Annotated in this window: 15 protein-coding genes; 5 read left to right on the top strand and 10 right to left on the bottom strand. The window is 41.5% G+C overall.

Going from position 1 to position 14,643, the window contains the following annotated elements; all coding sequences use genetic code 11:
- The 3 genes from JI65_RS17110 to JI65_RS09770 form a co-directional block, all read left to right on the top strand.
- A partial coding sequence (locus tag JI65_RS17110; RefSeq protein ID WP_207106096.1) for a DEAD/DEAH box helicase family protein occupies positions 1-398 on the top strand: 398 nt, incomplete at its 5' end.
- Positions 314-1,855, top strand: a complete 1,542-nt coding sequence (locus tag JI65_RS09775; protein WP_197971933.1) for a DEAD/DEAH box helicase — start codon at positions 314-316, stop codon at positions 1,853-1,855. The genes JI65_RS17110 and JI65_RS09775, both read left to right, overlap by 85 nt.
- Before the next feature lie 112 nt (positions 1,856-1,967).
- Positions 1,968-2,324: an arsenate reductase family protein gene (locus JI65_RS09770; protein ID WP_191015819.1), complete on the top strand. Its 357-nt coding sequence runs from the start codon at positions 1,968-1,970 to the stop codon at positions 2,322-2,324.
- Positions 2,325-2,474: 150 nt separating this feature from the next.
- Here JI65_RS09770 and JI65_RS09765 read toward each other — a convergent pair whose 3' ends face one another.
- A complete protein-coding gene (locus JI65_RS09765; protein WP_191015816.1) occupies positions 2,475-2,984 on the bottom strand; it encodes a hypothetical protein in 510 nt (169 codons plus the stop codon).
- 115 nt (positions 2,985-3,099) lie between these two features.
- On the opposite strand from JI65_RS09765, the gene JI65_RS09760 reads away from it, so the two are divergent.
- Positions 3,100-3,753: an HAD family hydrolase gene (locus tag JI65_RS09760; RefSeq protein ID WP_191015814.1), complete on the top strand. Its 654-nt coding sequence runs from the start codon at positions 3,100-3,102 to the stop codon at positions 3,751-3,753.
- A 29-nt stretch (positions 3,754-3,782) separates the two neighbouring features.
- Here the strand turns inward: JI65_RS09760 and JI65_RS09755 are convergent, their stop codons facing one another.
- From JI65_RS09755 to JI65_RS09715, 9 genes are all read right to left on the bottom strand, one after another.
- Positions 3,783-5,162 (bottom strand): sensor domain-containing diguanylate cyclase, encoded by a 1,380-nt coding sequence (locus tag JI65_RS09755; protein ID WP_191015811.1) that lies wholly within the window; start codon positions 5,160-5,162, stop codon positions 3,783-3,785.
- Positions 5,163-5,314: 152 nt separating this feature from the next.
- Entirely contained in the window at positions 5,315-5,707 is a 393-nt protein-coding gene (locus JI65_RS09750; RefSeq protein ID WP_191015808.1) for a pyridoxamine 5'-phosphate oxidase family protein, read from the bottom strand.
- Between the two features lie 683 nt (positions 5,708-6,390).
- Complete coding sequence (locus tag JI65_RS09745) at positions 6,391-7,563, bottom strand: hypothetical protein (protein WP_191015806.1); 1,173 nt, start codon at positions 7,561-7,563, stop codon at positions 6,391-6,393.
- 189 nt (positions 7,564-7,752) lie between these two features.
- Positions 7,753-8,955 (bottom strand): galactokinase, encoded by a 1,203-nt coding sequence (locus JI65_RS09740; RefSeq protein ID WP_191015803.1) that lies wholly within the window; start codon positions 8,953-8,955, stop codon positions 7,753-7,755.
- 108 nt (positions 8,956-9,063) lie between these two features.
- The gene (locus JI65_RS09735) at positions 9,064-10,086 is read right to left on the bottom strand and encodes an aldose epimerase family protein (protein WP_191015800.1); all 1,023 of its coding nucleotides are present in this window, start codon (positions 10,084-10,086) and stop codon (positions 9,064-9,066) included.
- Positions 10,087-10,186: 100 nt separating this feature from the next.
- Complete coding sequence (galT, locus tag JI65_RS09730) at positions 10,187-11,692, bottom strand: UDP-glucose--hexose-1-phosphate uridylyltransferase (protein WP_191015798.1); 1,506 nt, start codon at positions 11,690-11,692, stop codon at positions 10,187-10,189.
- A 179-nt stretch (positions 11,693-11,871) separates the two neighbouring features.
- Positions 11,872-12,096, bottom strand: a complete 225-nt coding sequence (locus JI65_RS09725) for a hypothetical protein (protein ID WP_191015795.1) — start codon at positions 12,094-12,096, stop codon at positions 11,872-11,874.
- An 83-nt stretch (positions 12,097-12,179) separates the two neighbouring features.
- The gene (locus JI65_RS09720) at positions 12,180-12,458 is read right to left on the bottom strand and encodes a helix-turn-helix domain-containing protein (protein WP_191015792.1); all 279 of its coding nucleotides are present in this window, start codon (positions 12,456-12,458) and stop codon (positions 12,180-12,182) included.
- A gap of 438 nt (positions 12,459-12,896) precedes the next feature.
- Positions 12,897-13,484, bottom strand: coding sequence for a PBECR4 domain-containing protein (locus JI65_RS09715; protein WP_191015790.1), 588 nt, complete (start codon positions 13,482-13,484; stop codon positions 12,897-12,899).
- Positions 13,485-13,752: 268 nt separating this feature from the next.
- On the opposite strand from JI65_RS09715, the gene JI65_RS09710 reads away from it, so the two are divergent.
- Positions 13,753-14,622 carry a hypothetical protein gene (locus JI65_RS09710; RefSeq protein ID WP_191015788.1) on the top strand — a complete coding sequence of 290 codons (870 nt, stop codon included), beginning with the start codon at positions 13,753-13,755 and terminating at the stop codon, positions 14,620-14,622.
- The last annotated feature ends 21 nt before the right edge of the window (positions 14,623-14,643 follow it).

Here is a 14,643-nt window from a genome sequence, read left to right as displayed (position 1 = left end):
GTATACGAGGAGAGAAGAAAATGAACTTGATGAAATTTCAGTTGAACGCAATTCGTGAACTTTTGATTGCGATGGAAGAAGACTCTCGCGACATTATCCTCAAAAGCCCGACGGGAAGCGGAAAGACGATTATGCTCACGCATTTTATGAGCGAATATGCAAAAGGGCACGCTCGCACGGTCTTTGTGTGGCTCACGCCCGGCAAGGGAAATCTTGAAGAGCAGAGCAAGCGCAAAATGGATTTGTACATTCACAATTCTTCCACAAAACTGCTTTCCGACGTGATGACTTCGGGCTTTTGTGAGAACGATTTTTGCTTTATCAACTGGGAAAAACTCACCAAAAAAGGAACAACGCGCTCAAAGACAGCGAGCGCACGAACTTTCTTGAATGGATAGAAAAAGCGCACAACGCAGGTCTTTCTTTCAAGGTGATTATTGACGAAAGCCACCAGAACTTTACGGAAAAATCCGACGCAATCGTGCAGCTTTTCAAGACGGACAAAATTATCCGCTGCTCTGCGACGCCGATTATCGACAAAAGCGCGAAGTTGATTGAAATTAGCGAAGCCGATGTTATTGCCGAAGGTCTTATAAAAAAACTGCTTGTGATTAACGGCGATTTTCCTGCTTTGGTAGCCACCGAGAACCCGACAGAATATCTTTTGGAAAAGGCTCTCAAAAAGCAGAACAAACTTGTTTCTTCTTTTGCCGAAAGAAATGAAAATGTTAATCCGCTCATTGTCGTCCAGCTTCCGAATAATTCAGACTCTCTTCTTTATTCTGTGATTTCGTGGTTTGAAAGTCAGCATATTTCAATCGAGAACGGTCTTCTTGCGGTGTGGCTTTCTGCTCGTCACGATAATCTTGAGGACATCGAAAAGAACGATGGAAAGCAGACTGCGGTCATCATAAAACAGGCTGTTGCAACGGGCTGGGATTGTCCGAGGGCGTACATTCTTGTAAAACTCCGCGAAGGTATGGACGAAACTTTTGAGATTCAGACAATCGGAAGAATCCGCCGTATGCCAGAAGCTCATCATTACGAAAGCGATTTGCTCGACAGCTGCTATTTGTACACATTCGACAGCAAGTTTACAGAAGGAGCAAAATTGGCACTTGGCAAAAACGCACTTTCGGCAAAGACGATTTTCTTGAAGAACGAATACAAAACTTTTACGCTTACAAAAGAGCAACGCACGCAAGTTTTGGACACACAGGACGACGCTTTGGCTCTAAAGGCGATTACCGAATATCTGAAAACGACTTACGGAATTGACGGTGATTGCAAGAAAAATAAACTTCGGCTTGAAACTGGTTCGGAAAATGCAGAAAAGTTCGTGTTCAGCGAAAAGATTGAAAAAACGACGCTTTCTGGCGAGGCTACCGTGATTTCTGACATTTCATCAGACAGTCTCAACACCGTAAAGTTCCGCCAAAAGCTCAACACCCACACTCACGGACGAGAATTCCACAACCGCGTCGGCAGAATCGGACTTGAAATCGGTCTTGAATATGCAAGTGCCGTTACAATTTTGGGAAAACTCTTTGCAAACGAAGGCAAATTTTTATACAAGCAGAAACTTTTCTATCCCGACTACATTTTGAGCGTCAAAGGCAAAATTTGGATTTGCGAAACGAAAGGCGGCTTCGACAGGACGGGAGCGAGCGAGGACATCGACATTTTCTCGCCGAAAAAGTGCGCTGTGCTGCAAAAATATCTAAAAAAGCACAATCTGCACGGCGGATTCGTTCGGCAGGACAAGGCGAGCATGGAGCTTTTGATTTGCACCGGCGAATACAGCGACGACGTGAACAGCGACGCTTGGCAAGTGCTGGGCGAAGTAATGAAATAGAACTTTGGCAGTGTGCAGAAAGCCGTTCCTAAAAAAAGACGCGTTGTCACTGTTTGTGCGATTTTGCAAATTCCATGCTACAATGACTCATCCCATTTTTAAGGAATTTCCTATGACCAAAGTATACTGTTACGAGAGATGTTCAACTTGCAAAAAAGCCCTTGCGTGGCTGGATTCAAGAAATATCGTCTATGAAAAACTCGACATAAAAAGTCAGCATCCCGATGAATCGACTTTGCGGGAACTTCACAAAAAATCGGGTCTTCCGCTCAAAAAATTCTTCAACACAAGCGGAATCCTCTACCGGGAAATGCAGCTTTCATCAAAACTGCCGTCGATGAGCGAAGATGAGCAGTTCAAACTTCTTGCAAGTGACGGAATGCTGGTAAAACGACCGCTGCTCGTTACGGACAATGCGGTGATTCCAGGCTTTAAGGAAGAATCCTGGATTCCAGCTGTGGAAAAATGATGGCATCGGTAGTAGGACATCACGGTTTGTTCTCAAAATTTCTGCAAGAACACCGCCTAAAGTGCCAAAAAATCTGCTACGGCGTGTGGGATTTCACCACGAGTCATTTTTTACAGGTCTTCCACATTGATATCATTAATGACCTTGATTCTACATACTCCCCAATTCTCCCCGACAGGTACAGCGTAGCGTTCTTGGTTTTAGTCTAAAATTTTTTTTCATTTTATCTAAATTGAATTTATTTTTTACAATTATAAAAAGGAAATAAAAGAAAAGTGCGAAAAATGCAAAATTATAGATGAATTCAAACAGAATCCGGTTTTTTACTTGAGAAGCCAGACTGTTTTTACAAATGATTATCTCTTGGCCTTCGTAGTAGTAACTTTTTGAAAAATCACCGAGCCGTGCCAGTAAAGACCAGTCAAATTCTGCTTCATCCTCGAACTTTTGATTTTCCTTTTCGTATTCATAGCGGATTTTACATTCGGTATGTTTTCTGCCGTTTATAACCTTGACGCTCAGGATTTTTGCATTTATTTCTTCAGAATGAATTAACAGCGAGCCGTTAATAACCGTAAAATATCCAAAAAACGCGGTTAAAAAAACGAACGTAAGTGCTGCAAATATAATGGATGCTGTTTTTTTATATTTTTTTTTCATCATTTTTTCCTGGATTTTCACTCTAGCACATTGTCGTTTTTTTTGTCTTTCTTGATTTTCTGGGAGTTTTCGTTTATAAATCCCATTGAGAACCTTCAGTGAACCGAGGAATATGATGAGCAAAATAAAGCATTTGATTTTTGATTTGGACGACACGATTTATCCGCAGTCGTCACGGATGAGCAGTCAGATTTTACGGCGGATAATTGAATATTCCGCACGTTTTTTTAACAAATCTTATGATGAAATCCTTGAGATTCGGAAAGCTGAGCTTAAAAAATATGTTTCAACCCTCTGGTGGCTAAAATCAAACGGTTTTAAGAATGATGAGGAATATTTTTCGTATGTTCATCCGGCAGAAGAAATCAAAGACCTTGATTTTGACCCGGAACTCCGTCCGTTCATTGAGTCACTTCCACAGCCAAAAGTAATCCTTACGAACTCACCTTCCGAACATGCCGAGCATGTCCTTGAATTCTTAAAAGTCCGTGACCTTTTTAACAAAACTATTTCTGACATAAGGCGCAACGACCTCCGCGGAAAGCCTTTCGACATTTCCTACAGAGACGCGCTTTCAATTGCCGGAGGAAGTTTGGAAGACACTCTTTTTCTTGACGATTATCCCTATTATATAGAAGGATATGCAAAACTTGGCGGATTATGCTGCCTTGTAGGCGATGCCCCGTATGAAATTCCTCAGGAATACAAAAATCAGATTTTCAGGATAAAGACAATTTACGAGCTTCCTTCGGTTCTGGAAAAACTTTAGGAAGCCCTTCGGCAAGGCCACCCCTTTTCTTACTTTCTCGCTTTGTCCGGGTGAAGTTTGTAAAATTCCCGCTTGTCGGCGTACATCGCTTCGTCGGCAAGGTGCATACACAAACGCAGGTCTTTACTGCCGTCGCTCCAGTCTGAGCCAATTGCAAAACAAACTTTCGCACCATAACCGACTTCTGCACGCAATTTTTCCACTTTTTTATCAAAGTCCGCTTTTTTGCACCTAGGATAAATTACAATGAATTCGTCCCCGCCAGAACGATAAACTTCCTGATTCTCAAAGTGCTTTTTTAGAACTTCGGCCGCATCTTTTAACAATCTGTCACCAGCTTCATGACCACCATTGTCATTGCACTGCTTAAGTCCGTTCAAATCTGCAAAAATCACGCCAAACGGAGCAGGAACAATTCTTCGTTTTGTTACATGCCAGTCAACACGTGCGTTCATTGAATTTCGATTTTTAACACCCGTCAGCAAATCAAGATTACTCATGTATTCAAGTTTTTCCATGAGTTCGTTGTTCGCAATCTCTGCCGAAAGAAAGAACGCAGTAAGCTCAATAAATTCCTTGATTTCAACGATTCTTTCAACATTAAAATTCGTAATAAAAAGCACGCCCAAAAGTTTTTTTCCCTGTAAAAGAGGAACAAGAACCAGAGTTTTTACATTCGCACAACGAAGACTTTCAGCCCAGGCAGGATTATCTTGTTCAAGCTTAGCCATATCAAATTCATCTTTTATGATGATTGTATCATGCTTTTCAATAGTCTTTTCCCACGAAAAAACAACCTCCGGGGTAAGATAAGGCATAAAATCATCAATCGTCACGTTGTCTTCAGAAAATTTAGAGCACAGCGGAGCATATTTTCCCTGCTCGCGGTCAATCATTATTATGCTGCTACAAAAAGATTCTGTCTTTTTCTGAATATCAGAAATTACAGTGTTCATGCCTGCATAAAAATTTTCTGCGCTACGAAGATTAATACAAGTTTTTATTACGAACGGTGCCGTTTCTAGCGAGACATCCGACATTTTTTCAAATTCAGGACCTTTCGTAAATTCAAAGAAAAACATGAAATAGCAGAGATTTTCTTCGTCAAGTTCTGGAGAAAGCGGCATGTATGTACCGTCCGTCCAAACCCCCATCGATTTTGTATCAACATAAGCATGAAGGTGTTTTTTTAGAACCGCACAGCGATAGCAAAAATCTTCAAAATTGGCTTCTCGTGGAAGCAGCTCGGAGTATAGCATATTGTCATAAAAACCATCGCCCATGATTTTTTTGTACATCGAGTTGGCACAAACGATGCGAATATCACCATAATGCCCGTCATCGGTCTTTTCAACCGAAAGCACAGCCGCCGCCATTCCATAAGAATCAACAAGTTTCTGAAAGTCCATAAATCTATTGTAAAACTGAATTTGTTTTTTTCAATCAGAATAAATAAAAACGCTGAAAATTAATTTTGCGATTACAAGTTAACCCGTGAGTTTTCCGCAAGCTTTGCTAAAGCAAAACTCGCGTTTGTGTCGATTCGTTTTCAAACCGTTTTTTAGAACTCAACGACTTTTGGAGCCGCCGTAAAGCTGTAAAGTGTGGCAATCGCATTCTTAAAATACAGGACTTCCGTATTCGCATCGTCTGCAGAGTACATTTTTTTTAATTCTGGGTAATGTTCAAGCATGTCAACTTTTGCCTCACGCCGTTCATCCCGAACCAGCTCCCCGGCAACACGAAGCCACTCGCCGCCTTTTACGCAACAAAGCTCAACACGAGGATTTTTTTGAATCTGTTTGGAAACATTTTTTGATTTTCCTGTCTGAATATAAAGTTTGCCCTCAAACAAATTAATCGTTCCAAAAGGTCTGTTTCTTGGCTGACCGTCTTCAACTGTCGCAAGATAATAAGTTCCGCAAGCTTTTATAAATTCATAAATTTCTTCCATAATTTTACTCCAAATCAAATTTTTTTAAGCGACAAACTCAACATTCCTTCTCAAAAATAAAAAACCACCTAAAATAGGTGGTTTGCACTATGCGCATTCGCTCTCCAAGGAATGGCATTGTAATATAGTCTGGCTTAGCTGCCAGCAGCATTATAATCATTTCGTTACATCAAAATTTTCACATACGAAAATCGAAACTCTTATTTTTGTCGGAAATTGCATAAATGCCTCCTTCATTGCAGTCGGTGATAAGTCCTCATCTCTTTCCTGACCACGATTTTATATTATCACAACTTTGCAGAAACGCAAGTAAAATTTTCAAAAAAATTTGTTTTGCATATGCAAAAATCTGTGTCCAATCTGCGCTATCCGTGTTCATCTGCGTTAAAAAGTTGCAAGTTGTCATGTCGAGCGGCCCACGCTGTCATGTCGAGCGAAGTCGAGACATCTACTGTCCCGGACAATCGCGGAGTGGACAAATCTATCGTTTGTAGACCTCTCGACTACGCTCGAGGTGACAAAAACGCCCCGAAACTACTTCGGGGGGTAAAGCGGCGGAGAGGTTTCGACAAGCTCAACCACCGATTTTTTTTGAATCTGCGCCTCATCTGTGTCAATCCGTGTTCATCAGCGTCAAAACCTGCAAGTTGTCATTCGCACTGCAGAAGTCTGAAATCACAAATTTACTTTCCAACTTTGTACTGCACGTACATTGGCAGAGACCAGCTCCACTCCCAGTCGTTACGAGTAAGCTCTTTACGGTAGAAATCAGCTCCCAGCGAAACTGTATATTTGCCAGCCGTAATCCAGAGGCGAGGATAGCATTCAAAAGTCTGGCGAGTTTTTGAATCGTCACAAGTGTCAATTCCGGCATAATAGAAAAATCTAGGCTTAAAAGAGAGCGTTTTTCCATAAACCGGAATCAAAAGCTGACTTCCACCGTAAACAGGAACCATGCTTCCGCTAATCGAGTGCCCAGCCTCCCCTTCTAAAACAAGCTGAACAGGACCAAATTCTCCCTTAAAATTCAGCGAAGCAAATTGAGATTTTTTCATGTCGGCATTGGAATAATTCGCAACGTTCTTAAAAACCGAGCTTGAAACGTAAGGCTCCGCGTCATAGGAATAAGTGAGCGCAAGAGTCGGCTTAGAGAAAAAGCCTTCGATTTTTGGTGTGTAATAAACCGTAACCGAGCGGGCGAATTTAAATTCGGCCTCATCTTTTATAGAATCCTTCGCAGAATAATCGATTCCCGTTCGAGAAAAAAGCAAAGTGCCTCCAAGTTTTACAGGAATTGATTCCGAAAAATTTGAAAAATCGTAAACTACAGCCGCATTCAAATCGAATTTGTCGGTGAATTTTACGGAACTTTCTTCAAGCGGAAGACCTAGCCCAAGCGTAAATCCGCCCACCTCGCTTTTAATTCCTGCCCCGGTTTTTCCCCAGCGAGTCGCTCCGGTATACGATTCCGAGAGTGAAAAGAAATTCCCCGGAAGATAGTAGGAATAGAACTTTCCGAGAGAAAATTCCAGCAAATTGCTCGCAAAAGGTCTGTAACGAACGTAAGCGCGTTTTATGTCGATTTTTTGCGCGTTACTCTCAAATCCATTCGACGAATTCAAGCGATAATAAATCTTACCTGCGGCAGTGATTTTTTCGTTAGAAAGGGCAAAGTCGCCAAGAACGTAAGCTCCACCAAACTGTTTCGAATCATTTTCGTCCACTTCGATTGGCGTAATGCCAACCGTAATGTTCGACTTAGATTCAAAAGAAACTGCAAATGCCTGAGACGAAATCAAGGCAACAAAAGATGTAAAAACGAGTTTTTTGAAATTTTTAACTGCTGTTTTTTTCATAGGACTTCCTTTTATGCATAATTGCAGATTCAGTAATTTTTAAAAATTGTCATGCCAAATTCATTTAACATCTCTCAATGCTATAAAGATTCAAGATTCTGAAACAAGTTCAGAATGACACAAAATTACTGACCCTGATTGCAAAACTATACAAAAAAGGAAGTATTTATAAAAGTCCCAAAGAGGAATTTACAATTTATACTCGCTTACGCCGTCACCAGTCTCGCAAGCAAAGAATCCTGCCTCGTAACCGATTACGCCGCTGTAAGTTTTTTGAACGTTCTCAATGAACGAGTCGATTTTGTCTTTGTGAACGAGCGCAATCGCACAGCCGCCAAAGCCTGCTCCAGTCATTCTTGAGCCAAGACAGCCTTCCTGCTTTTGAGCAGTCTCTGCCAAAGTGTCAAGTTCTATTCCAGTAACTTCGTAATCCTCTTTCAGCGATTTGTGAGAAGCGTTCAAAAGTTTTCCGAGAGAAACAAGATCGCCGTTCTTCAATGCGCTAACAGCGTCAAGAACGCGCTGATTTTCGTAAACGCAATGTTTTGCGCGCTTTAAAAGAATCTCGTCAGAAACAAAGCCTTTAACTTCTTCCCATTTTGCCGGGCTAAGCTCACAAAGCGCGTTGATTTTTACGCCATTTTTCTGCAAAGTGGCAAGAACGGTTTCGCACTGGCTTCGTCTCTCGTTGTATTTTGAATCAGAAAGTTTTCGAACTTTGTTCGTGTTCATTACGACAAAGCGGTAGTCTCCAAGCTCAAGCGGAGCGTATTCGTATTCCAGAGTTGCGCAGTCGAGTTTTTCGGCATAATTCTTTTTGCCAGTCGCAATTATGAACTGGTCCATAATTCCGCAATTTACGCCCATAAAATTGTGTTCGCTCATCTGACCGAGTTTTGCGATTTCCACGCGAGAAAGATTGAATCCAAAAGTCTCGCTCACAGCAAACGCAAATCCGCACTCCAAAGCCGACGAAGACGAAATTCCGCCGCCGGCAGGCACGTTGCTCACCATAAGAATTTCAAATCCGCACGGGAAAAGGCAACCTTTTGCTTTGAGCTGGCTCAAAATTCCGTTGAGGTAGTTCGCATAATCATTTTTCTTGTCGAATTTAAAATCATCGTTAATGTCAAACTCAAAAGTTCCAGGGAAGCGCACGTCGTTGTAAACGATTTTTGAATCATTTCGCTTACGAATCGCGACATAAAGATAGCGGTTAATCGCAGCAGGAAAAACTTTTCCGCCGTTGTAGTCAATATGCTCACCAATAATATTAATTCTCGCCGGTGACGAGTAGATTTTTATGTCCGCAGCATTTCCGCCATAAATCTTTACGAATTCTGGAATAAGCTCTTTCGGGTCATATTCTTTTGAAGTCAAACTTCCAGCCATTATTGTCTCCTTTTTACAAACTTTGCCGTCATTCTGATTTTTTTTCAGTCTCCGTATTTACAGATTCCGAATCAAATTCAGAATGACGGGTAATTAGTATTCGATGTTCTAGTTTGAAAATTTATAAATTGTTTTTTGCCAGTATTTTTCGCCCGGCCGCAAAATGCACGAAGGGAATTCCGCGTGATTAACGCAGTCCGGGTATCGCTGCGCCTCAAAGCAAACTCCGTCGTAGCGGTTATGAACAACGCCGTTTTTGCCGTGCGTTCCAGAAAGATAATTTCCGGTGTAAACCTGAACGCCACGCTGGTTCGTGAACATTTCCATTGAAATTCCAGTTTCCTCGCAGGTGATTTTTCCGAATCGGCACACCTTGCTTTCGTTAGCGTGGGTAATAAAATTGTGGTCGTAGCCATAAGCGACGCTCGCGCCAAACTCCCCGATTCGCTCGCCAATCGTGTGCTCTTTTGTAAAATCAAAGCACGTTCCGCTTACAGGCAAGATTTTTCCGGTCGGAATCATCACGTCGTTGATTTCAAGAACTTCGTCGCTGTCGAGCTGCATTTTGTGCGAAAGCACGTTCTGAATTTTTCCGTCAACAACTTTTGTTCCAGAAAGATTAAAGTACGCGTGGTTCGTAAGATTTATAGGCGTAGCCTTGTCAGTCGTAGCCTCATACTCGATTACAAGCTCGTTTTCTTTTGTGAGAGTGTAATAAACGTCAATCGTCACGTTTCCAGGGTAGCCCTGCTCCATATCTGGACTCACCCGATGAAAGTGAACGCAGTCTGCCTTTCCGTCGTGAGTAACAAGCTCGCTTTCCCAAACCATCTTTTCGTAGCGGTTGATTCCACCATGAAGGCTGTTCGGTCCGTCGTTCACGTCAAGCTTGTACTCAACGCCGTCGAGAGTGAACTTTCCGCCAGCGATTCGGTTTGCAAAGCGTCCAACAACAGCATTGTGGGAAGCCGTGCCCGAAGCCCAGCCGTCGAGAGTGTCGTACCCCAAAAGCACGTCAACAGGATTTCCATTTTTGTCAGGGGCATACAAATTTGTAATCGTGCATCCCAAGCTCATCACTTTTGCAACAAGTGAGCCATTTGAAATCTCATAATTCTTACATTCAGACATTTTAAACTCCATTTTTTTATTACTGTGAATTTCGAATTTCTGCAAAACTTTAGAGATGCCGAAATAAATTCGGCATGACAGCTGATTAATGTGCGATATACTAGCTTTCAAGGAATTTTACAAAGGCTCTTTGACCTTCTTCCGTGCACTTGAAAACACCCGCATGTTCAAGAACTTTGCTGAAAACAACACCGGTCTCTTTTTCAAGAATCTCTTTTACGTTCTCCTTTGTGAACGTGTATTTTTCTTTGAGTTCTTTTACCCAGTCAGCGTGCTTACAAAGTTCTTCGTTCGAAGAAATATCCTCGCCCGAAAGAATCGCGTCCTCAAGGTGCGCAAACTCCGTCTTGAGTCGTCCCGGCAAAATTGCAAGTCCCATAACCTCAATCAAGCCGATGTTCTCTTTTTTGATGTGATGAAGTTCGCTGTGCGGATGGTAAACTCCGAGCGGATGCTCTTTTGTGGTGATATTGTTCCTAAAAACCAAATCAAGCTCATAAAGCTCGCCGCGTCTTCGGGCAATCGGATTTAAAGTATTGTGCTTTTCACCGTCCGTCTCCGCAAAAATGAACACGCTCTCGTCGGTGTATTTTCGCCATTTTCCCAAAAGATAATCGGCAAGCTCCACAAGCCTGTTCTTGTCTTTTGAAGAAATTCTCAAAACGCTCATCGGCCAGTTGATAATTCCGCTCTTAACGTCCTCAAATCCTTTTATCGTTATTTCTTTTACGATTTTTGCACGTGCCATTGGGAATTCATACGCACCGCCCTGAAAGTGGTCGTGAGTAAGAATTGAACCGCCTACAATCGGCAAGTCAGCATTGCTTCCGAGCGTGTAATGCGGGAACATCGTAACAAAATCAAGAAGTCGTTCAAAAGTCTTTCGAGAAATGAGCATTGGAGTATGTTTTGAATTAAAAACGATACAATGCTCGTTGTAATAAACGTAAGGAGAATACTGAAATCCCCAATCCTCGCCGGCAAGTTTTAGCGGAATAATTCGGTGATTTTCGCGGGCAGCATGATTCACGCGACCGGCATAGCCTTCGTTCTCGCGACACAAAAGACACTGCGGGTAGCCGGATTGCTTCATGTTGCGGGCAGCGGCAATTGCCTTAGGGTCTTTCTCCGGCTTTGAAAGATTAATCGTAATGTCGAGTTTTCCGTACGGAGAATCGGCAAGCCATTTTACATCCTTGCAAACGCGGTAGCGACGAATATAATCCGTATCCTGACTGAATTTATAGAAGAAATCCGTCGCTTCTTTTGGAGACTTTTCATAAAGTGCATTGAATTTCTTTATGATTTCAGAAGGTTTAGAAACCATAACCGCCATAAGTTTTGTGTCAAACAAATCCCGGTAAACAACACTCTCGCCACCTGTAAGATTGTGAGCCACAGCATAATCAAGAAGATTTTTTAGAATATCCTCAAGGTCGCTAACTTCCACCGCAGGAATTTCACCTGCCTGCTCAGGACTTTCAAAACCGTCAAGCCCCAAATTCAAAAGGAGCTGATTCTTTACAAAAATGACGTCTTCTTTTTCAATAAGCCCTGTTTTTAGCCCGTAGGCTGTAAGTCTGTTAATATCATCAAAAACGTTCATAAGAAAATTATGCTATTGCTTGCGCTCTTTTGTCAAATTGTTAATTTCAGAAAGTGCTGATGTTCAAAAATGCGGGAATCACTTTTTAACGCCGATGAATGCAAAGCCGCACAGATGAAGATTATTGGAACAAGTCCGATAATGGGTAGATTTTAGCATTTTACAAATTAAAAAACGTTTTACTCCACAAAATCGCGGTTCAATTTTTTGAATTTTTCCCACACTTCGAGAGCGAGCTTTACCGCGTCCGTGTAATTTTCGTGCAGCACGGACTTTCCGTTCGCGTTACGAAGCTTGTACTTGCCGTCTTTTGTGTGCTCAATCATCGGAACGTGGGCATGGTCGCACACGCTGAACCATTTTCCGTTAATCTGTTCTTTATGCCATTTAAAATTATTTTTCATTTTTTCACCTCAAAAAAATTGCTCTGAAAAAATCTGCTGTTTGTCCGTTGCATCCTTTCAAAAAAATGCAGCCGCAACTTCATTTAAGCCGTTAACTGATAGCTTCCCTGACAATCGACGTGTTTTTTCTGAATGATTTCGTCAATCGTTACGCCAAAAAGTTCTGAGAGTACAATGAGATTGTCTACAGTGGGAAGATTCCTGCCGTTAAGCCAAGCGTAAATCGCCTGCGGGTAGTCGAATCCAAAAATCGTCTGCAACTGCCGCACGGTTATTTCGCTTGCGTCCATAAGAGATTTGATTTTTTTGCCGGTTGACTCTACGTCAAGCACCGGTCTTGAAAGATTGGTGATGCGATTCATGCCCCTACGCCTCCCTCATATTGAAGCGAAAAAGCCCCGAACCACAGCGATTGCCCGCTCTCGGCAACGACAATCGGCTTTTACGATGTGTGTTGTAAGAACAGAATAGAAGAAAATCGAATCTTTGTCATTAAACTTGTGATTTAAAAAAGCGAGTTTTCTGAAAGAAAACTCGTTAAGCAAGCGATAGCTTGCGACTCATTAAACTTGTGATTTAAAAAAGCGAGTTTTCTGCATACCTACGGTCTAAAACGCAATTCTGGACTGTCACCCCGAACTCGCTTCGGTGGTCTCCTTTACCATGTCTAATGTAGATGCCGAAACAAATTCGGCATGACAACCGTTTTTAGACAGCCCCCCACAGATTTAAACCACAGCTTTAATGCCCTTGCTTTTAACTCACGCTACACTTTTTTTATGAGACCGACAAAAAGCAAGCTAAAACTTCTTTATTTTAAAATTTTTATGCTTATATAAAATACTTTCTGTATTTATAGATTTAACAATTTTCTTCTTAAATAGCACAGTCCATTTTGCCTGGCGTTCTGAGTAATCCTTTTTTTCTTGCGGAAAGAAGGACTTACAAAAATACTTTTCATTTTTACCTTTTGACAAAAACACAAAAATTGGAATTTTATTTATCTCATTTCTCAAAAGGAAATCAGCTTCAATGACCGAGAACGCCTGTAATGCAGGATTATATTTAAATATGGTGTCATTGCTGTCAAAGATATATTCAAACTTTGGAAGATAATCAATGCGACCTTTTATGTAATTATAATTTTTTGATGATTCAATATAGCTTATTGGCAAATGTCCTGATTCAAGCTGATTATAAACTTCTTCTGCTGATACAGCGAGCCTCGGTAAATCCCTTAGATACTGTAATCCTGCAATATGAAAAAAATGATATTTTTGAAATTCAATTGAAAAAGAAATGTTTTTATCTTTACGGCCAAGTACGAACTGGTATTCGATATCAAGAAGTTTTGAGAAAGATTTCTGAGCATCAACTACACTTGCCATTTAATCCCACCACAAAATAAAAAGCCCTGCGCCATTCGCAGAGCTTTTGTTCCGTTTTCTTTCGGCTTTCGCCTAGTTCAGATGAGGTCTACGGAAAACCCTTCAAAGACTGGCAGAATACTGCTTCTGAACACAATATACTGCGTAATAATCTAACAGATACTCAAGTTACCTGTCGCCTTGAATGGCAAGGACTTATCACTAAAAATATACGGCAATAATTCAGAAAAATCAAGCAAACGTTGAATTGAGTAATTGAATATTCGGCATGACAACAGTTTTTAGACAGCCCTCAGATTTAAACCAGAACTTTAATGCGGTCGCTTTTAAGTCACGCTACACTTTTTTTATGAGACCGACAAAAAGCAAGCTAAAACTTCTTTATTTTAAGAAACTTCGTGCAATCGAAAAGTGGCAAAGGCTTTTAGAAAAACAAGCCAGGGAGTCAAAAGAATATGTGGAAATTCCGCGGACGCTCGTGGGATTCAAAGTGTGCCTGACTCTCATAGATTCTATGCGGAACAAGGACGAAGGGCTTTCTGAGGCGATTGCAGCTTCGACGACATTTTTGAGATTTTCTGACAAACCGTACAGGCTTTGCAATTTTAAATCCAGCCGGACGATTTTTGACGGAGATTGGCGATTTTGGCTCGACAAAACTGAAAAAATCGAAGCGACGTTTTTTAAAAACAAGCTCTATCAAAAAGGAAAGCTTGAACTCTTGGACATCTCGGAAGACACTTACAAAAAACTCTCGCCAGAAGCAAAAAAGTATTTTATTCAGGGAGTTCTAAAAATTGACCGTTACGGGCGGTGCGTTTATGTATATCATCCGCACATTCCAAAATCCTATCTTCGGGAATCAGAAGAGAAACTCTATTGGAATCAACTCGCCATACCGGATTCAGACGCACTTTCCGAAGCAAAACGCCTCTCGAACTGGCTCAACTACAAACGCCAGTGCGAACTTTGGCACTACGAAGGCTACCGCACGCGAAGTTATTACCGCTGTGAAGGCAAGGACGAACGAAGAAGAGAGCGGTACAAACTCAAGAGTGAATTGCGAAAACTTCTGGAGGAATATTTTCGTGTGGAAAAAGAGAACGAGGATGGTGACAAATCTAAGGAGCAACTTTAGATTTATCAGAAAAACTCGAAA

It is taken from the genome of Treponema zioleckii, assembly GCF_014737315.1.
In the GTDB taxonomy this organism is placed as follows: Bacteria; Spirochaetota; Spirochaetia; order Treponematales; family Treponemataceae; genus Treponema_D; species Treponema_D zioleckii.
This window is presented reverse-complemented; position numbering and strand designations above follow the sequence as displayed.